The following is a 19,059-nucleotide window of genomic DNA, read 5'->3' on the forward strand; positions in this document are numbered from 1 at the left end:
CATGAGCAAGCAGGAACACCTCGAACTGGCACTGATCCAGACCACCCTGGCCTGGCACGATCCGGAGGCCAACCGCGCGCATTTCGAGGCGCGGCTGGAGCAGGCGCGCGGCGCGGACCTGATCGTCCTGCCGGAGATGTTCAGCACCGGCTTCTCGATGCATTCCGAGCACCTGGCCGAGCCCGAGGATGGTGCAACCAGCGTCTGGTTGCGCGAGCAGGCGCAGCGCCTGGCGGCGGTCGTGACCGGCAGCCTGATCGTGCGCGATGCCTCCGGGTTTCACCGCAACCGGCTGCTCTGGGCGACGCCGGGCGGCGAGCTGCTGCACTACGACAAGCGCCATCTGTTCCGCATGGCCGGCGAGCACCAGCACTATGCGCCCGGCGAGCGCCAGGTGCTGTTCGAACTCAAGGGCTGGCGGGTGCGCCCCCTGGTTTGCTACGACCTGCGCTTCCCGGTCTGGAGTCGCGATCCGCACAACACCGACCTGCTGCTGTACGTCGCCAACTGGCCGGCGGCGCGCCGGCAGCACTGGAACCGCCTGCTGCCGGCGCGGGCGATCGAGAACCTCTGCTACGTGGCGGCGGTGAACCGCGTCGGCGAAGACGGCAAGGGGCACGCCTACAGCGGCGACAGCCAGGTGCTGGACTTCCAGGGCGACTGCCTGCTGGATGCGCGGGATGCGGACGGCGTGTTCCGCGTCAGCCTGTCGGCGACCGGGCTGAACGCCTATCGCGAGCGTTTTCCGGCCTATCGGGATGCCGACGCCTTTCATCTCGAATAGGCGGTGCACGCGGCGCACCCGCCGACGCAAAACGGCGCCAGGGGATCACTCCCGCTGGCGCCGTTCTGCTTTTCCGTAGGGTGCGCCGTGCGCACCCGTTTACCGTCGCAAGAACATCAGGCCGCGCTGGCGCTCTTCAGGGTCGCCATGTCGATCACGAAACGGTACTTCACGTCGCTCTTGAGCATGCGCTCGTAGGCTTCGTTGATGTCCTGCATCGCGATCATCTCGATGTCCGAGACGATGCCGTGCTCGGCGCAGAAGTCGAGCATCTCCTGGGTCTCGGCGATGCCGCCGATCAGCGAACCGGCCAGGCGACGACGCTTGAAGATCAGGCTGAACACTTCCGGCGACGGATGCGGCGTTTCCGGGGCACCGACCAGCGTCATGGTCGCGTCGCGCTTGAGCAGGCCGAGGAAGGCGTCGAGGTTGTGCGGCGCGGCCACGGTGTTGAGGATGAAGTCGAAGCTGTTGGCATGGGCGGCCATCTCGTCCGCGTTCTTCGACACCACCACTTCGGCGGCGCCCAGGCGCAAGGCGTCTTCACGCTTGCCCGGCGAGGTGGTGAACAGCACCACGTACGCGCCCATCGCCGCGGCGATCTTCACGGCCATGTGGCCAAGGCCGCCAAGGCCGACCACGCCGACCTTCTGGCCAGGCTGGACGTTCCACTGGCGCAGCGGCGAGTAGGTGGTGATGCCGGCGCAGAGCAGCGGCGCCACCGCGGCCAGGTTGTCGCTGTGGCTGATGCGCAGAACGAACTTCTGGTTGACCACGATGTTGTCCGAGTAGCCGCCGAAGGTGTTCTCGCCGCCGAATACCGGACCGTTGTAGGTGCCGGTGAAACCGCTCTCGCAGTACTGCTCCAGGCCTTCGCCACAGGACGGGCAGGACTGGCAGCTGTCCACCATACAGCCGACGCCGGCGGCATCGCCGACCTTGAAGTTCTTCACGTTGGCGCCGACGGCGACCACCTTGCCGACGATCTCGTGGCCGGGCACGGACGGGTAGAGGGTGTTCTTCCATTCGTTGCGCGCGGTGTGCAGATCGGAGTGGCAGACGCCGCAGTAGAGGATGTCGATCTGTACGTCGTCGGCACCGACTTCACGGCGCTGGAACGAGTATGGCGCCAGGGGAGCGCTGGGGTTCTGGGCGGCATAGCCGAGGGTCTTGATCATGTCGGGTTCCTCTTGCGGATGGTCAAAGGCAAAGCCTACGGCCGATGCCGCGCCAATCGGTTGCTCAGAGCTGCTCGGTCGTTGCCTGATCGTCCGGGAGAGGGCCTGCAGGCGTTTCGGCACCGCCAGGGTATAGGCCCACCCAAGCCGCCGGCGACGGCAACGAAAAAGGGATGCCGAAGCATCCCTTTCTTGCGTTGCAGCGCGACGGATCAGGCGGCGCGGTGCTTCTGCCCGGCCTGTTTCACCGCGCGGTTGAGGGCGCTGAACAGCGCGCGGAAGCTCGCCGTGGTGATGTTCTCGTCGATGCCGATGCCGTGCAGCGGGCGTTCGCCATCGAGACGGATCTCGATGTAGGACGCGGCCTTGGCGTTGGCGCCGGCGCCGATGGCGTGCTCGTGGTAATCCATGATTTCCACCTTCACCGGCAAGGCGGACACCAGGGCTTCCAGCGGGCCCTTGCCGATGCCGTGCAGGTGCCGGGCTTCGCCGTCGACCAGCACGTCGAGGTCGACGGCACTGGTGCCGTTCTCTTCCTGCAGACGGTGGCTCTTGAGTGCGTAAGGCGCGCTGGTCTGCAGGTATTCGCGCTCGAGCAACTGGTGGATCTGCTTGGCGGTCATCTCCAGGCCGAGACGGTCGGTCTCGCCCTGTACCACTTGGCTGAACTCGATCTGCATGCGGCGCGGCAGGCTGATGCCGTACTCCTGCTCGAGGAGGAAGGTGATGCCGCCCTTGCCGGACTGGCTGTTCACCCGGATCACCGCCTCGTAGTCGCGGCCGATGTCGGCCGGATCGATCGGCAGGTACGGCACTTCCCAGAGGGTGCCTTCCTTCTGCTGGGCGAAGCCCTTGCGGATGGCATCCTGGTGCGAACCGGAGAACGCGGTGTGCACCAGGTCGCCCACGTATGGATGACGCGGGTGCACCGGCAACTGGTTGCAGTCCTCGACCACCTTGCGCACCGCGTCGATGTCGGAGAAGTTCAGCTGCGGGTCGACGCCCTGGGTGTAGAGGTTCAGCGCCAGGGTCACCAGGCAGACGTTGCCGGTGCGCTCGCCGTTGCCGAACAGGCAGCCTTCTACGCGATCGGCGCCGGCCATCACCGCCAGCTCCGAAGCGGCGACGCCGGTGCCGCGGTCATTATGGGTGTGCACGCTGATCAGCACGCTGTCGCGCCTGTTCACGTGGCGGCCGAACCACTCGATCTGGTCGGCGTAGTTGTTCGGCGTGGCGCACTCGATGGTGGCCGGCAGGTTGAGGATCAACGGGTTCGCCGGGGTCGGCTGGAACACCTCGATCACCGCGTTGCACACCTCGACGGCGAAGTCGATCTCGGTGCTGCTGAACACTTCCGGCGAATACTCGAAGCCCCACTGGGTGTCCGGCGCCGCGGCGGCCAGGCGCTTGATGGTGGTGCCGGCGGCCACGGCGATGGCTTTGACGCCCGCCTTGTCCTGGTTGAAGACGATCTTGCGGAAGCTCGGCGCGCAGGCGTTGTAGTAGTGGACGATGGCCTTCTTGGCGCCCTTGAGGGACTCGAAGGTGCGCTCGATGAGGTCGTCACGCGCCTGGGTCAGAACCTGGATGGTCACGTCGTCCGGGATGTGGCCGCCTTCGATCAGCTCGCGGACGAAGTCGAAATCGGTTTGCGAGGCGGACGGGAAGCCCACCTCGATTTCCTTCAGGCCCACGGCGACCAGGCACTTGAAGAAGCGCATCTTCTTCTCGGCATCCATCGGCTCGATCAGCGACTGGTTGCCATCGCGCAGGTCGGTGGACAGCCAGATCGGCGCCTTGTCGATGATCTTGTCCGGCCAGGTACGGTCGGGGATATCGATGCGCGTGAAGGGGCGGTACTTGTGCGACGGATCTTTGAGCATGCTCATGGGGCGTTCCTGAAATCGTGGGTTGGCCGACCGGCCGGAGAGGTTGCGGGCGTCGATCAGAGGAAGCGACGCAGTCGCGGACTGACCAGGCTCAGGCAGGCGAGTTGGCGAAGCAGCAGGAGGGTTTGATCGTTCGGCATGGGGCCACACTAATCAGCGTGGATGCTTATGGCAAGGAAGTTGAAAAAAACGATAGAAAAGCGCGCCAGAAGAATTTTTTCTATATTTTTAGCCAAGCCTTGCGCTTGAAATGCAGAATTATTGCGAAGGCATAGCGCGTCGCAGCAGCGCCGCGACGCGCCGGGGCGATCACTCGGCGTAGGCGTACTCGCCGCCACGCTCCAGGGCGCGCCGGTAGGCGGGGCGTGCGTGGATGCGTTCGAGGAAGGCCTTGAGCCGGGGCCGGCTGGCATCCAGCCCGCCGCGCGAGGCGGCCGCTTCCAGCGGGAAACTCATCTGAATGTCGGCGGCGCTGAAGGCGTCGCCGGCGAACCATTCGCTCTTGCCCAGTTCGCTTTCCAGGTAATCCAGGTTGCGCCGCAGTTGCGGCTCGATGAAGGCGCCCTTCACCTTGCCGGCGATGCCGCGCGCGATGGGCTTGGCGAAGAACGGCATCGGCGCCGTCTCCATCTTGTCGAACACCAGCTTGAGCAGCAGCGGCGGCATCGCCGAGCCTTCCGCGAAGTGCAGCCAGTAGGTGCAGCGCAGGCGCTCGGGCGAGTCCGCGGCCGGCAGCAGCCAGTCGCCATAGCGGCTGGCGAGGTATTCGACGATGGCCCCGGACTCGGCCAGGGTCAGCCCGCCATCGGTGATCACCGGCGACTTGCCCAGCGGATGTATCGCGCGCAGTTCGGGCGGCGCCAGCATCGTCTGCGGGTCGCGCTGGTAGCGTTTGATCTCGTACTCGGTGCCGGTTTCCTCGAGCAGCCAGAGAATGCGCTGCGAGCGCGAGTTGTTCAGGTGGTGGACGGTGATCATGCCAAGCTCCCTGGAAGGATGTTGTTATTCGACGGCTGCGTGCGCGCATCGTGCGGGCCGTATCCGCTATTTTCAGCGTACGCGCGGCAGTTGTCGTGCCTTTGCATCGTCATTCATTCAGGAGTGCCCCATGAACCGCCTGAAGATCCTCGGCCTGTCAGCGCTGCTCCTGCTCGCCGCCTGCGCGCAGCAGCCCTACCGCGACGAATCGTTGCCGCTGGACGAGCGTCTGGCCCTGCTCGGTTTTCGCCAGGGCGAGGCGACGGATTCGATTCTCGCCTTCAACGTCAGCGGCTGGCAGCACCTCGACAGCCGCCACATCACCCTGGAAAGCGGCATCGGACGCAACTTCCTGATCGTCTTCAGCAACCCCTGCTACAACCTCGAGTCTGGCAACCGCATCGGCTACAGCACCACCGGTGGGTCGCTGACCCGGTTGGACAGGATCGTCGCCGTCGACAACGGCATGCCGCAGTCCTGCCTGATCGGTGACATCTACCGGCTGGAGAAGCTGCCCAAGGCCGAGCGCAAGGAAAGCTGACGCGCTACGGCTTGAACGCGCCGATGAAGATCGCCGGGTCGACGCGCACGCCGTTGAGGCTGACGTTCCAGTGCATGTGCGGGCCGGTGGCGCGCCCCGTGGAGCCGACGCGACCGACCACGCCGCCACGCGGGACTTCGTCGCCGACCTTCACGTCGATCTTCGACAGGTGGCAGAACATGCTGATCAGGCCCTGGCCGTGGTCGACGAACACCGTGTTGCCGTTGAAGAACAGGTTGCCGACCAAGGTCACCTTGCCGGCCGCCGGCGCCTTGATCGGCGTGCCGGCGGGCACAGCGAAGTCCAGCCCGGAGTGGGCGTTGCGCTCCTCGCCATTGAAGAACCGGCGCAGGCCGAAGGGCGACGACAGCGGCCCGTCCACCGGCTTGTCGAACAGCAGGTTGCTCGGCTGGCGCGCGGCGAAGTTGTCGTAGGCGCGGTTCTGCTCGGCCAGCTCGCGGTCGATGCGGATCAGGTCCTCGGCCAGCGGATTGACCTGGCGGGTGTTCTTCAGGGTGATGCGCTGTTCCTTGTAGTGCTTGGCGCCGACCTGGAACGCCAGCGTGCGCCCCGAGCCTTCGAGCCTGAGCGACTGCGCGCCGGGCTTGGCGCTCAGCGGGATGCCGACGATGGCGATCCAGCGGTTGTCTTCCTTCACCACCAGCACCGGCTTGCCCAGGTAGCTGGCCCGTGGCGCCTGCGCCTGCTCGCCCAGCGGCACCACCGCCACGCCGCCGGGCACCGGCTTGTTCAACAGGCGACTGACGAAGCCCTCGGCCTGTACGGGCAGCGCGAGGATCAGGGCGAACAGCATCAGCAGCGGGCGGGACATCGGGAGTTCCTGGTGGAGCGCGCGGCCGGGGTCGCGCGGAGAAGGTCGAGTAACTCAGAGCAGCGGCAGGGTCACCGGTTCCAGGTGATTGTCTTCCACCCGGACTTCCAGCTCGCCATCGCCCAGGCGCGCCTTCAGGCGTTGGCCGGGGTGGGTCTGCGCGGCGGCGCGGATCGCCTTGCCGCGATCGTCGAGGAGTATCGAGTAACCGCGGCCGAGGGTGGCCAGCGGGCTGACCACGTTGAGCGTCTGCGCCAGCGCATGAAGGTTCTGGCGCCGTTGCCGGAGGGCGTCGTTCATCGCCCGCGGCAGGCGCGACTGCAGGTGTTCCAGGCGCTGGCTAAGCAAGGTCAGCGCGCGTCCCGGATGCTGCGCGGCGAGCCGTGTCTCCAGGCGCGCCAGGCGTTCGTGGGAGATCGCCAGACGCCGTTCCAGGGCGCGGCTCAGGCGTTGTTCCAGATCGTCGATGCGCTGCGATTGCTGCAGCAGGCGTTCGCCCGGATGACGCAGGCGGCGCGCCAGGTGCTCCAGGCGCTGGGCATCGCGGTGCAGGCGATCCTGCATGCGCAACAGCAGGCGCCGACGCAGGCCGTCGAGGCGCAGGCGCAGGTCGGCGCTGTGCGGGGCGAGCAGTTCGGCGGCGGCGGAAGGCGTCGGCGCGCGCACGTCGGCGACGAAGTCGGCGATCGACACGTCGGTCTCGTGGCCGACGGCGCTGACGATTGGCGTCACGCAGGCATCGATGGCGCGGGCCACGGCTTCCTCGTTGAAGCACCAGAGGTCCTCCAGCGAGCCGCCGCCGCGGGCCAGGATCAGCGCGTCGAAACCCTGGGCGTCGGCCAGTTGCAGCGCACGCACGATCTGCGCCGTGGCCTCGCGCCCCTGCACGGCGGTGGGCACTAGGGTCAACGCGACCTGCGGCGCGCGGCGACGGAACACGCTGATGATGTCGCGGATCACCGCGCCGGTCGGCGAGCTGACGATGCCGATGCGTTGCGGATGGGCGGGCAGGGCGACCTTGCGTTCGGCGGCGAACAGGCCCTCGTCGCCGAGCTTGCCTTTCAGCGCCTCGAAGGCCAGGCGCAGCGCGCCGTCGCCGGCGGGCTCCACCGAATCGAGGATCAGCTGGTAATCGCCGCGCCCCTCGAACAGCGAGACCTTGCCGCGCACGCGCACGGCCAGGCCGTCGCGCAGGGCCTGGCGCACGCGCAGGGCGTTCTGCCGGAACAGCGCGCAACGCACCTGGGCGGTGCTGTCCTTGAGGGTGAAATAGAGGTGCCCGGAGGCCGGCTTGGCGAGGTTGGAGATCTCGCCCTCGACCCAGACTTGGGCGAACACGTCCTCCAGCAGCAGCCGCGCGCGGCCGTTGAGTTGGGTGACGGTGAGGATGTCGCGGTCGAGGCCGAGTCGTTCGAAGGAGTCTTTGCGCATGCCGGCATGATAAGCGCCACGGCCGCCGCGCAGAAACTCCCGGCGGACGGATGCGGCGGGCCCGGGTGATATAGTTTCGCCCCGTCGTGCCCAGCCGAGCCCGTTCATGAGCGACAACCAGGCGATCATCGTCCCGCGTATTTCCACCTTTCCCGGTCACGAGACCAAGGCCTGGGCGATCCTGCGCTGGCTCGTCCGCCTGGACGTGGTGGCCGAGCTGCCGACCACCTGCGGGCTGGGTGGCGCGCGCATGGCCTATGCCATCGGCGAGGGCGCGCGGCGGGTGGTCGAGCATCCCGAGCGGCTGCCGTTCGGCCTGCCGGCGAACGGCCTGGAGGTCGTCACCCGGCGCTGCATCTATACGCCGACCCGCGGCTTCAAGGAGGAGGCCGGCTGCCCGGAATGCCGCCAGGAAATCGGCGAGGCGCTGTTCGATTCGCTGGACGAGTGGATGCCCGGCGAGACCGACCATTTCACCTGCCCGGAATGCCATTACGAGGACGAGATCAACAACTTCCTGTTCCTCCAGCCGTGCGCGTTTTCCAACCTGGGCTTCATCTTCAACGGCTGGGCCGAGGCGCAATTTCGTCCCGGTTTCCTCGAGCAGTTCGGCGAGCGGCTCGGCTTTCCGGTGGCGCTGGTGCGGGTCGACGGCTGAGGGAACCGAATCCTGCCGGGCGCTTCTACTGAGAAGTCCCCTCGAACAGCAGGAGCGCCGCATGACCGCTACCGTCCGCGCCGGGGTTCTGGACGTCGCCTACGAGGCGCACGGCCCGGAGCAGGGCACGCCCGTGGTGCTGCTGCACGGCTTCCCCTACGACGTCCACGCCTACGACGCGGTCGCGCCGCTGCTGGCCGGGCGGGGCTGCCGGGTGCTGGTGCCCTACCTGCGCGGCTACGGGCCGACGCGCTTCGTCTCCCGACACACACCGCGCTCCGGGCAGCAGGCGGCGCTCGGCCACGACCTGCTGGCGTTCCTCGATGCGCTGGGCATTTCCCGCGCGCTGCTCGCCGGCTACGACTGGGGTGGGCGCGCCGCGGGGATCCTCGCCGCGCTCTGGCCGCAACGGGTGGCCGCGCTGGTGATCGCCGACGGCTATCCGATCCAGGACATCGCCGCCGCGTCGCAACCTGCCGATCCACAGGCCGAGTGGCGCTACTGGTACCAGTACTACTTCCACAGCGAACGCGGCCGCGCCGGCCTCGCGGCCAATCGGCAGGCGCTGTGCCGGCTGCTCTGGGAACTCTGGTCGCCGACCTGGCGCTTCGATGCGGCCACCTTCGAGCGCAGCGCGGCGGCCTTCGACAACCCGGATTTCGTCGAGGTGGTGATCCATTCCTACCGCCACCGCTACGGTTTGGCGGAGGGCGACCCGGCCTACGAGGACAGCGAGCGGGCCTTGCAGGCGCAGCCGCGCATCGAGGTGCCGACCACGGTGCTGGCCGGTGGCGACGACGGTGTTTCCAGCTTGCGCGGCGGCGCGCTGGAGGCCCCGCATTTCGGCGCCGCCTACCACTACGAGGCCATCGCCGACTGCGGCCACAACATTCCCCAGGAACAACCGCAGGCATTCGCCGGGGCGATCCTGCAGCGGCTCGGCCTAGCCTGACGCATTCCGCGTTTGGCCTGCTCTGGGCTGGCGTCGCAACCCCAGGCTCGCGGTGAGCGTGCAGGGGGCCGTGTTTACTTCCGGCACGGGCCGGCTGGGGGACGCAGCGCTTGCCGCAACCGCCCGCGAAATCGCATTGAGACGCCGCGTGCGGCTAGGTATAATGCCGCGCTTCCTTTTTCCCGCCTGGGAGCCCCCGCCATGCTGCGCATCAGCCAAGAAGCCCTGACTTTCGACGATGTCCTCCTGATCCCCGGTTATTCCGAGGTTTTGCCGAAAGATGTCAGCCTCAAGACCCGTCTGACCCGGGGTATCGAGCTGAACATCCCGCTGATCTCCGCGGCCATGGACACCGTCACCGAATCGCGCCTGGCCATCGCCATGGCCCAGGAAGGCGGCATCGGCATCATCCACAAGAACATGAGCATCGAGCAGCAGGCCGGCGAAGTTCGCAAGGTCAAGCGCTTCGAGGCCGGCGTGGTGAAAGACCCGATCACCATCGAGGCCGACGCCAGCGTGCGCGACCTGTTCGAATTGACCCGTATGCACAACATCTCCGGCGTGCCGGTGCTGTCCGACGGCGATCTGGTCGGCATCGTCACCTCGCGTGACGTGCGTTTCGAGAACCGCATGGACGCCCGCGTCCGCGAGGTGATGACGCCCAAGGAGCGCCTGGTCACGGTGCGCGAAGGCGCCGACAAGAACACCGTGCGCGAACTGCTGCACAAGCACCGCATCGAGAAGGTACTGATCGTCGATGAAGCCTTCGCCCTCAAGGGAATGATGACCGTCAAGGACATCGAGAAAGCCAAGGCCTACCCGTTCGCCAGCAAGGACGACGCCGGCAGCCTGCGCGTCGGTGCCGCGGTCGGCACCGGTGCCGATACCGCCGAGCGCGTCGCCGCGCTGGTCGCCGCCGGCGTCGACGTGGTGGTGGTGGACACCGCCCACGGGCATTCCAAGGGTGTGATCGAGCGCGTGCGCTGGGTCAAGCAGACCTACCCGCAGGTCCAGGTGATCGGCGGCAACATCGCCACCGGCGCCGCCGCCAAGGCCCTCGCCGAAGCCGGCGCGGATGCGGTCAAGGTCGGCATCGGCCCGGGCTCGATCTGCACCACGCGGATCGTCACCGGCATCGGCGTACCGCAGATCAGCGCGGTCTCCAACGTCGCCGCGGCCCTCGAAGGCACCGGAGTTCCGCTGATCGCCGACGGTGGCATCCGCTTCTCCGGCGACCTGTCCAAGGCCATCGTCGCCGGCGCCAACTGCGTGATGATGGGCTCGATGTTCGCCGGTACCGAAGAAGCGCCGGGCGAAGTCGAGCTGTTCCAGGGCCGCTCCTACAAGGCCTACCGCGGCATGGGCTCGCTGGGCGCCATGTCCCAGGCCCAGGGTTCCTCGGACCGCTACTTCCAGGATTCCTCCGCCGGCGCCGAGAAGCTGGTGCCCGAAGGCATAGAAGGCCGGGTGCCGTACAAGGGCCCGCTGAGCGCGATCATCCACCAGCTGATGGGCGGCCTGCGTGCCTCCATGGGCTACACCGGCAGCGCCGACATCGAAGAGATGCGCACCAAGCCGGAGTTCGTGCGCATCACCGGCGCCGGCATGGCCGAGTCGCACGTGCACGACGTGCAGATCACCAAGGAAGCGCCGAACTACCGGGTAGGTTGAAATCGATTTGCCGCCGCCGCGCGTCCTCTTTCGGCTTCGCGGCGCGGCAATCGATTCGAGAAAAGGCTGAAAGCACGGGGCTGTTCCATTCAGCCCCGTGTTGTTTCTGAATCAAGACTGTTTCCGAACCCTTTCAAGCGAGACCGAATCATGTCCCTCGACATTCACGCTCACCGCATCCTGATCCTCGACTTCGGCTCGCAGTACACCCAGCTGATCGCCCGTCGCGTGCGCGAAATCGGCGTGTACTGCGAACTTCATCCGTTCGACATGGACGATGAGGCGATCCGCGAATTCGCGCCCAAGGGCGTGATCCTCGCCGGCGGGCCGGAGTCGGTGCACGAGGCCGACAGCCCGCGCTGCCCGCAGGCGGTGTTCGACCTCGGCGTGCCGGTATTCGGTATCTGCTACGGCATGCAGACCATGGCCGAGCAGATGGGCGGCAAGGTCGAGGGTTCCGACCTGCGTGAATTCGGCTACGCGCGCGTCGACGTCGTCGGCAAGAGCCGCCTGCTGGACGGCATCGAAGACCACGTCGACGCCGATGGCGTGCTCGGTCTCGATGTGTGGATGAGCCACGGTGACAAGGTCACCCGGATGCCGGAAGACTTCCACATCCTGGCCAGCACCCCGAGCTGCCCGATCGCCGGCATGTTCAGCGACGAGCGCCGTTACTACGGCGTGCAGTTCCACCCGGAAGTGACCCACACCAAGCAGGGCGGTCGCATCCTGTCGCGCTTCATCCTCGACATCTGCGAGTGCGAGGCGCTGTGGACGCCGTCGAAGATCGCCGAGGACGCCATCGCCCAGGTGCGCGCCCAGGTCGGCACCGACAACGTGCTGCTCGGCCTGTCCGGCGGGGTCGACTCCTCGGTGGTCGCCGCGCTGCTGCACAAGGCCATCGGCGACCAGCTGACCTGCGTGTTCGTCGACAACGGCCTGCTGCGCTTGCACGAGGGCGAGCAGGTGATGGCCATGTTCGCCGAGAACATGGGCGTCAAGGTGATCCGCGCCAACGCCGAGGACCAGTTCCTCGCCAATCTGGCCGGTGAAGCCGACCCGGAGAAGAAGCGCAAGATCATCGGCCGCACCTTCATCGACGTGTTCGATGCCGAGTCGAGCAAGCTGCACAACATCAAGTACCTCGCCCAGGGCACCATCTACCCGGACGTGATCGAGTCGGCGGGCGCCAAGAGCGGCAAGGCCCACGTGATCAAGTCGCACCACAACGTGGGCGGCCTGCCGGAAGAGATGAACCTCAAGCTGGTCGAGCCGCTGCGCGAGCTGTTTAAGGACGAAGTGCGTCGCCTGGGCCTGGAACTCGGCCTGCCCTACGACATGGTCTACCGCCACCCGTTCCCCGGTCCGGGCCTGGGCGTGCGCATCCTCGGCGAAGTGAAGAAGGAGTACGCCGACCTGCTGCGCCGTGCCGACCACATCTTCATCGAAGAACTGCGCAAGGCCGACTGGTACCACAAGGTCAGCCAGGCCTTCGTGGTGTTCCAGCCGGTGAAATCGGTCGGCGTGGTCGGCGACGGCCGTCGCTACGCCTGGGTCGTTGCCCTGCGCGCGGTGGAAACCATCGACTTCATGACCGCCCGCTGGGCGCACCTGCCCTACGAGCTCCTGGAAACCGTCAGCGGCCGCATCATCAACGAGATCGACGGCATCTCACGGGTCACCTACGACGTCTCGAGCAAGCCGCCGGCGACCATCGAGTGGGAATGACGGAGCGTCTTTCGAGGGCTATCGCCAGGTATCGATGAAAGTGACGTAACTTGTTGATCTTAAAAAGATAAGTTGCGGTTTCTATCGGTGGCTATCGCCGGCCAGCAGAACGGGTCGGCGACAGAACTGACGGTAAGCCCCGAAGGTCGGATCCAGACCCTCCTGTTTACTATTGAGACCGAACCGGTCTTTGACGGTAAAAAACTCCTGAGGAAAGCTTGTTTCATGCGGCTTTCCGAGCATCAACGGGTCTCCAGGTCCCTGACGGTAAAGCCGTCACGAACAGGAGGAACACCCTCAATGCTCACCGACACAGCACTGCGCAATCTCAAGCCTAAGTCGAAGATTTATAAGGTTTTTGACCGCGATGGCATGTACGTGGCGGTATCGACCGCCGGTACCATCACCTTCCGCTACGACTACCGTCTCAACGGGCGCCGCGAGACGCTTACACTCGGACGGTATGGGCCGGCCGGCATGTCGCTGGCCATGGCCCGAGAGCGACTGCTCGATGCCAAGCGGTCGGTTGCTCAAGGCGAATCCCCTGCGCTGGAGAAGCAGCGGGCCAAGCGGCGGCTGACGGCGGCCAAGACCTTCGGCGAGATGACGGAACGCTGGCTGGCCGATGCCCGCATGGCCGACAGCACGCGGGCGATGCGCAAGCACATCATCGATCGCGACATCCTGCCGGTCTTCCAGAATCGCAAGCTGAGGGAAGTCACCCCCGACGACCTGCGGGCGTTGTGCAACAAGGTGAAGGCGCGCGGCGCGCCGGCCACGGCCATCCACGTCCGCGACATCGTGAAGCAGGTCTATGCCTTCGCCATCCTGCATGGCGAGCGGCTCGTCAACCCGGCCGACGATGTGAAGGCGGCTTCGATTGCGACCTTCGTTCTCAAGGACCGGGCGCTCTCGCCAGCCGAAATCCGGCTGGCCTTCCACCAACTGGAGACCATCGCGTCCTATCCGACCATCCGGTTGGCCTTGCGCCTGATCCTCCTGACGATGGTCCGCAAGAGCGAACTGGTCGAAGCCACCTGGAACGAGGTGGATTTCGAGAACGCCACCTGGACGATCCCAAAGGTGCGGATGAAGGGACGCAAGCCGCATGTGGTCTATCTGTCGCGGCAGGCGATGGACATCTTCGTGGCTCTGCACACCTGCGCGGCGGGCTCGCGGTTCGTGCTGCCGTCGCGCTATGACCCCGATCGGTGCATGTCGCATGCAACGCTCAACCGGGTGACCCAGCTCATTGGTTCACGCGCGAAGGAAGCCGGGTTGCCGCTGGAGCCATTTACGGTGCATGACCTGCGGCGCACTGCGTCCACGCTGCTCAACGAGGTGGGCTTCAACGGAGACTGGATCGAGAAGTGCCTAGCGCACGAAGAAGGCAGCCGGACTTCGCGCTCGGTCTACAACAAGGCCGAGTACGCCGGGCCGCGGCGGCACATGCTCCAGGAGTGGGCCGACATGGTGGAGGCGTGGGTCGATGGGCGCACGCATGTGCCGAAGCTGGTGCCGGAGGACGTGTCGGTCCCGGTGCTCAGCCCGGCTTTGTGAGGGAGGAGCGCATGATGATCTTGGCTGGGAACGCTTTTGGCGGGTCGCTCGGGGTTTGTGTTTATCAGAAAAAGATCACTCTGGATGATCTTTTTCCTGCATTTGCAAACTCATGGCCATTGGCGGAGGTTTATAAAACTGATATTTTGAGCACTATGGATGCTCAAAATTCGGGAAAACTGAACCGATTGCTGGCCGAACTGGGCGATACGCGCCTTGTGTCCAGCCGCTGGCTGCGCGCGCATGACTACTCCAACAGCCTGGTTGCGCGCTATGTGGGCAGCGGCTGGCTGGTGTCGCCGGCGCGTGGCGTGTACATGCGCGCGGGCGGGCGGCTGCAATGGGATGGGGTGGTCCGCAGCCTGCAGGTCGGGGAGGGCATGCCACTGCATGTCGGGGGACGCTTCGCGCTGGCCTTGCAAGGGCACGAGCACTACTTGCGGCTGGGCGATGCAGGGACGATCACGCTTTACGGGCCGGTGCCGCCGGCGGGCTGGGTCGGCAAGCTGTCCATGGAGCAGCGCTTCGAGTACCAGGGCAAGGGGCCATTCGATCTGCCGGCCGTGTCCTTCACGGCGGAAGTCTCCGAGACGGCACTATCCAAGGTGGGGCTGGCCTTGCATTCCGCTGCACCTGGTGTCGATGCCTTGGTCTACTCGACGCCCGAGCGGGCCATGCTGGAGTTGTGCGATGGCGTATCGGATGCGGCAGGGGTCTACGAGGCCGATGCGCTGATGCAGGCCATGACCACGCTGCGCCCACAGCGCGTCGGCCTGCTGCTGCGCCACTGCCGCAGCATCAAGGCCAAGCGGCTGTTCCTGGCACTGGCCGATCGCCATCGGCATGCGTGGCTGGCGCATGTGCCGTTGGATGGCGTCGATCTGGGCCGGGGCAAGCGTGCGCTGGTGCCCGGCGGGCGCCTGCATCCGACCTACCAGATCACCTTGCCGGGAGACCTCGATGAGCACCTGGCTTGATCGGTGGGACCGGCGCTACACCGACCGGGTGCGGCTGCTGGTCGAGATCCTGCCGGTGCTGGCCCAGGAGCCGCGCTTCGCGCTCAAGGGCGGCACCGCCATCAACCTGTTCGAGCATGACCTGCCGCGTCTGTCGGTGGACATCGACCTGGCCTGGCTGCCGGTGCACGACTACGCCGAGGATGCGAAGCTGATCGCCGAAGCACTCGGACGACTGGCCGACGCGATGCGCGCTCGGCCTTTGCAATTGCAGGTGCAAGCTTCAGCGGGCGAAGGCGGGGCGGTCACCCGGCTGGTGGCCAGTCGCGGCCGCGCGCGCGTGCAGATCGAGACGACGCCGGTGATGCGCGGGACGGTGCATCCGGGGCGGGCCATGGTCGTGCGCCCGAAGGTGGAGGAGGCGTTCGGCTTCGCCGAAGTGCAGGTACTGGATTTCGCCGACCTGTATGCCGGAAAGCTGGCAGCGGCACTGTCGCGGCAGCATCCGCGTGATCTGTTCGACGTGGGCCTGCTGCTGGAGGATGAACGAGCGGATGCTGGTCTCTGGCGGACCTTTCTCGTGTACCTGACATGCAGCCCCAAGCCGGCGTGGGAGATGCTGACACCTCGCGTACCTGCGGATTTCGAGGCCACCTTCGAGGCTCACTTCAAGGGCATGACGTCTGAGCCCATTGAAGCGGCGGCCTTGCTGGAGAGCCGCAAACGTCTGTTGTCGCGCGTGGCGCATTGGCTGGACGAGCCGTCCTGCGCCTTTCTGCAATCGGTCGAGGATGAGCAGCCGGATTTCGGGTTGATCGGCCTTGCTCATGCGGTCGACCTGCCCGGTGTGCGGCGCAAGCTGCACAACCTGGGGAAGCGCACTGCGGCTAAACGCGCTGCGGATCGCGGGCAGTTGGCGGACGTGCTGGCGCGCATCAAGGCGCGCTGACGCAGCGGGTAATACAAAGGCGATGGGGTGATCGCGATGGCTCACGATTTCACACTGGTCTATGCGCTGAATCCTGAGTTGGATTCGCAGGATGAGGTCCTGAGCCGGCTGGCCAGCAGCGATTGTGCCGACGCCACGGTGGGCTGGGGGCGGCCTGGACATATCGCGCTGGCCTTCAGCCGGGAGGCACGGGACCGAGATGTGGCGGTCACACTTGCTGCGGCTCAGATGGCACAAGTGCTGGCCGGGGCAGAACTGGTCAAGGTGGACGCCGGGTAGTCGCCGTGAACGCCAGATAGCGGGTTCATCGAACAGGGCGGTGCCGACGCAGCCTCACGTTCGGGCCGGGCGATGTGTCGGCCTCTGCTGATCGCGAGGCTTGCTTGCGGCCTTCGATCCAGACTTCGACCTCTTCCAGATCCCACACTACGCAGCGCGGCGTCAGCCGGAAGCGCCGGGGAAACTCGCCGCGCTGCTCCATCTCGTAGATGGTGGTTTCCGCCAAGGGCACGATCTGGTGCAGCTCACGTCGGCGGATCGTGCGGCGAAAGGGGAGCGGCGAGCCCTTTGGGAACTGCGGAAGCTCGGCGTACTGCTCGGTGCCGGGGCGGGGCAGGGAAGCAGTGGGTTGTGCAGAGGTCCTGAGCGGTTCTGAGTCGGCAGCCATCGTCCAGATTCCGTGGAGTTCGCAATGAACGTCATGGTGGCTATCGCCAGCGATCACGACAACTTGCTGCGGCAAGGCCAGGCGTAGGAAAGGAACATCCCGGCGTTCCGCCGTCGGGCTCGCGGGCTGTGCCCCGCGCCTCTGCGAGTCGCGGCCATCCGGCTTTGATCCCTGATGCCTTCGGGCCTGGATCGCTGATCCGGGCCTGCGCGCTGCGCTTGCCTTCCACTTCCTCGTTGGAGATGGAGAGGCGGGCTTGCTGTTCCCTTCACCGTATCACGGCGTTCTCGCCGTCAATGACTGCGCGTGCTCGCACGCTTGCGGCCTGTCGGCCGTCTGTGATCCCTGACTGCTTGCGCTGCGCCGTGAGGCGCCGGTTCCGGGCAATTCCGCCCGAGCAACCGGAGCACGATCATGTCGCAACTGTCCTTTTCCTCGTTCGATTCGCTGCTGCATGTGCGCGACACTCAAGGCCGCTATCGGCTGGCTTCTGTCGAACAGATCCTTGAAGCGGCACGCGAGGCCATTGACCAGAAGATGCAGCGCGGAGCCGAGTTCAGTTCTCCAGCCGTCGTGAAGGATTACCTGCACGCCAAGCTGGCCGGCTTCGAGCATGAAGTGTTCGCCGTTCTGTTCCTCGACACCCAGCATCGCTTGATCGAGTACACCGAGATGTTCCGCGGCACCATCGACAGCGCATCCGTGCATCCGCGCGAAGTCGTCAAGGAGGCGCTGCGGGCCAATGCAGCAGCAGTGATCCTGGCACACAACCACCCCAGCGGACATCCTGAGCCCAGCACTGCGGACAGGGCACTGACGCGGCAGCTCAAGGCAGCCTTGGAGCTAGTGGACGTGCGCACACTGGACCACATCATCGTCGCTGGCGGTGCTACTACGTCATTTGCAGAGCGAGGTTTGCTCTGACCTCGGGGGCTTCGGCCCCCTTTTTCCACTTACGAGTGCAGCCTAATATGTCGTGAGACAGCGATCTAACTTTTTATAGACGTGGCTGTGTTGCGCCTGCCCAAAAGTCAAATGGACTAAGTGCGCATCCATACATCAAGTGGCTATCATTAAGCCGACTGGCGCCGTGGCTTTTGTTCATGACTATAAATTCTATTTCGATGGATTTGCCGATCTGATCGCCTTCCTGGCGTCCCCGCGGTCCGCTTCGATCGCAGGGGCCGAGTACCGGATCGACGGCGGCACCGTTCCCACGCTGTAGCAACAGCCGCCCTGGCTGACGAGGGCGAATCCTTCGCCCGGATCTTTCGTGCGAGGGCCGCGGCGATTGTCGAGCTGCCTGATACGGACGGTGGCCCTGCGGACGGCTGGCGCCTTCAGTGCCGGCCGGGTTCGCCGCAATGGATGCAAAGACGTTGATCCAACAGGTGCTGAAGGCTTTCAGGGCTCGAGTCGGCCTCGCTGGCTAACCACGGGGTTGTGAGGCCTGTCGCCGATCGAATGGGCGTGATGTGCCGCCCGCGGCGCCCGGCCATCGCGGCAGGGCACCGTGCTTCTGGCGCAGCACGTCATGCACACGCCGTGTCACTTTCCATCAGAACGCGGCGCGTCCGAGCGATGCGCCGCCATCCACGTGCAGCGTCTGGCCGGTCATGAAGGAGGCGTCGTCCGACAGCAGGAAGGCGATGGTCGCGGCGATCTCGTCCGGTTTGCCGAAGCGTCCCATCGGTACGCCCGAGAGGTAGCGCCGTTCACCTTCGCTGCCCGGCGGGTTGTTGGCGCGGAACAGTTCGGTTTCGGTCGGGCCGGGCGCCACGGCGTTTACCGTGATGCCGGTACCGGCCAGCTCCAGTCCCCAGCTGCGGGTGAAGCTCACCAATGCGGCCTTCGCCGCCGCGTAAGCCGTGCGCTGCGGCATGCCGAGGACGGTCAGGCTGGAGATGTTGACGATGCGGCCCCAGCCGCGCGCCTGCATGCCGGGCAATGCGGCCTGGGTAGCCAGCAGCGCGGAATGCAGGTTGACGCGCATGACGTCATCCAGCGCGGGCAGGGTCACCTCCGCCAGTGCCGCGGCATTGACCAGGCCGACGTTGTTCACCACGCCGTCCAGCGCGAACCGTTGGGCGATGTCGTCCAGCGCGGCGCGGGTGGCATCGTCGTCGCCGAGGTCGACGGCGACGAAGGTGCCGGGAAAACTCGCCGGCGCGTTGCGCGCGAGGCCGACGACGTGGTGGCCGGCGGCGGCGAGCCGTGTCGAGAGCGCCAGGCCGATGCCCTTGCTGGCGCCGCTGATGAGAAAGGTACGGGACATGATTGCTCCT

At 66.0% G+C, this 19,059-nt stretch carries 18 protein-coding genes; 11 read left to right on the top strand and 7 right to left on the bottom strand.

Annotated features, from left to right (window positions below; genetic code table 11):
* Nucleotide 1 precedes the first annotated feature (1 nt).
* Nucleotides 2-784 carry an amidohydrolase gene (locus tag BLV15_RS09645; protein WP_090227142.1) on the top strand — a complete coding sequence of 261 codons (783 nt, stop codon included), beginning with the start codon at nt 2-4 and terminating at the stop codon, nt 782-784.
* 116 nt (nt 785-900) lie between these two features.
* Here the strand turns inward: BLV15_RS09645 and BLV15_RS09650 are convergent, their stop codons facing one another.
* The 3 genes from BLV15_RS09650 to BLV15_RS09660 all read right to left on the bottom strand — a co-directional run bounded on the left by BLV15_RS09650 (nt 901) and on the right by BLV15_RS09660 (nt 4,829).
* Nucleotides 901-1,962 (bottom strand): NAD(P)-dependent alcohol dehydrogenase, encoded by a 1,062-nt coding sequence (locus BLV15_RS09650; protein WP_090227143.1) that lies wholly within the window; start codon nt 1,960-1,962, stop codon nt 901-903.
* Nucleotides 1,963-2,174: 212 nt separating this feature from the next.
* Nucleotides 2,175-3,851 (bottom strand): 2-isopropylmalate synthase, encoded by a 1,677-nt coding sequence (gene leuA, locus BLV15_RS09655; protein ID WP_090227146.1) that lies wholly within the window; start codon nt 3,849-3,851, stop codon nt 2,175-2,177.
* Nucleotides 3,852-4,160: 309 nt separating this feature from the next.
* Nucleotides 4,161-4,829 carry a glutathione S-transferase gene (locus BLV15_RS09660; protein WP_090227148.1) on the bottom strand — a complete coding sequence of 223 codons (669 nt, stop codon included), beginning with the start codon at nt 4,827-4,829 and terminating at the stop codon, nt 4,161-4,163.
* 130 nt (nt 4,830-4,959) lie between these two features.
* On the opposite strand from BLV15_RS09660, the gene BLV15_RS09665 reads away from it, so the two are divergent.
* Nucleotides 4,960-5,370, top strand: a complete 411-nt coding sequence (locus tag BLV15_RS09665) for a DUF6491 family protein (protein WP_090227150.1) — start codon at nt 4,960-4,962, stop codon at nt 5,368-5,370.
* 4 nt (nt 5,371-5,374) lie between these two features.
* Here BLV15_RS09665 and BLV15_RS09670 read toward each other — a convergent pair whose 3' ends face one another.
* Complete coding sequence (locus BLV15_RS09670; protein ID WP_217632877.1) at nt 5,375-6,202, bottom strand: M23 family metallopeptidase; 828 nt, start codon at nt 6,200-6,202, stop codon at nt 5,375-5,377.
* Between the two features lie 54 nt (nt 6,203-6,256).
* Entirely contained in the window at nt 6,257-7,633 is a 1,377-nt protein-coding gene (xseA, locus tag BLV15_RS09675; RefSeq protein ID WP_090227152.1) for an exodeoxyribonuclease VII large subunit, read from the bottom strand.
* A gap of 106 nt (nt 7,634-7,739) precedes the next feature.
* On the opposite strand from xseA, the gene BLV15_RS09680 reads away from it, so the two are divergent.
* The 8 genes from BLV15_RS09680 (at nt 7,740) to BLV15_RS09715 (ending at nt 16,386) form a co-directional block, all read left to right on the top strand.
* Nucleotides 7,740-8,291 carry a sugar ABC transporter ATPase gene (locus BLV15_RS09680; protein ID WP_090227154.1) on the top strand — a complete coding sequence of 184 codons (552 nt, stop codon included), beginning with the start codon at nt 7,740-7,742 and terminating at the stop codon, nt 8,289-8,291.
* A 61-nt stretch (nt 8,292-8,352) separates the two neighbouring features.
* Nucleotides 8,353-9,243, top strand: a complete 891-nt coding sequence (locus BLV15_RS09685; RefSeq protein WP_090227157.1) for an alpha/beta fold hydrolase — start codon at nt 8,353-8,355, stop codon at nt 9,241-9,243.
* 201 nt (nt 9,244-9,444) lie between these two features.
* Nucleotides 9,445-10,914 (top strand): IMP dehydrogenase, encoded by a 1,470-nt coding sequence (guaB, locus tag BLV15_RS09690; RefSeq protein WP_090227159.1) that lies wholly within the window; start codon nt 9,445-9,447, stop codon nt 10,912-10,914.
* A gap of 150 nt (nt 10,915-11,064) precedes the next feature.
* Nucleotides 11,065-12,642, top strand: a complete 1,578-nt coding sequence (gene guaA, locus BLV15_RS09695) for a glutamine-hydrolyzing GMP synthase (RefSeq protein ID WP_090227162.1) — start codon at nt 11,065-11,067, stop codon at nt 12,640-12,642.
* Between the two features lie 300 nt (nt 12,643-12,942).
* The gene (locus tag BLV15_RS09700; protein WP_090227165.1) at nt 12,943-14,202 is read left to right on the top strand and encodes a tyrosine-type recombinase/integrase; all 1,260 of its coding nucleotides are present in this window, start codon (nt 12,943-12,945) and stop codon (nt 14,200-14,202) included.
* Nucleotides 14,203-14,213: 11 nt separating this feature from the next.
* Complete coding sequence (locus BLV15_RS09705) at nt 14,214-15,179, top strand: type IV toxin-antitoxin system AbiEi family antitoxin domain-containing protein (protein WP_245728153.1); 966 nt, start codon at nt 14,214-14,216, stop codon at nt 15,177-15,179.
* Nucleotides 15,163-16,107, top strand: a complete 945-nt coding sequence (locus tag BLV15_RS09710; RefSeq protein WP_090227171.1) for a nucleotidyl transferase AbiEii/AbiGii toxin family protein — start codon at nt 15,163-15,165, stop codon at nt 16,105-16,107. Before BLV15_RS09705 ends, BLV15_RS09710 begins: the two co-directional genes overlap by 17 nt.
* Nucleotides 16,108-16,143: 36 nt before the next feature.
* Nucleotides 16,144-16,386 carry an autophagy-related protein 101 gene (locus BLV15_RS09715; protein ID WP_090227458.1) on the top strand — a complete coding sequence of 81 codons (243 nt, stop codon included), beginning with the start codon at nt 16,144-16,146 and terminating at the stop codon, nt 16,384-16,386.
* Nucleotides 16,387-16,411: 25 nt separating this feature from the next.
* Here the strand turns inward: BLV15_RS09715 and BLV15_RS09720 are convergent, their stop codons facing one another.
* Nucleotides 16,412-16,774, bottom strand: a complete 363-nt coding sequence (locus BLV15_RS09720) for a helix-turn-helix transcriptional regulator (RefSeq protein WP_090227173.1) — start codon at nt 16,772-16,774, stop codon at nt 16,412-16,414.
* 414 nt (nt 16,775-17,188) lie between these two features.
* Between BLV15_RS09720 and radC the strand changes: the two genes are divergently transcribed.
* Complete coding sequence (gene radC / locus BLV15_RS09725; RefSeq protein ID WP_090227176.1) at nt 17,189-17,698, top strand: RadC family protein; 510 nt, start codon at nt 17,189-17,191, stop codon at nt 17,696-17,698.
* Between the two features lie 634 nt (nt 17,699-18,332).
* On the opposite strand, the gene BLV15_RS09735 is transcribed toward radC, so the two are convergent.
* Nucleotides 18,333-19,052 carry an SDR family oxidoreductase gene (locus BLV15_RS09735; RefSeq protein WP_090227461.1) on the bottom strand — a complete coding sequence of 240 codons (720 nt, stop codon included), beginning with the start codon at nt 19,050-19,052 and terminating at the stop codon, nt 18,333-18,335.
* Between the last annotated feature and the right edge of the window lie 7 nt (nt 19,053-19,059).

Source organism: Pseudomonas kuykendallii (assembly GCF_900106975.1).
In the GTDB taxonomy this organism is placed as follows: domain Bacteria; phylum Pseudomonadota; class Gammaproteobacteria; order Pseudomonadales; family Pseudomonadaceae; genus Pseudomonas_O; species Pseudomonas_O kuykendallii.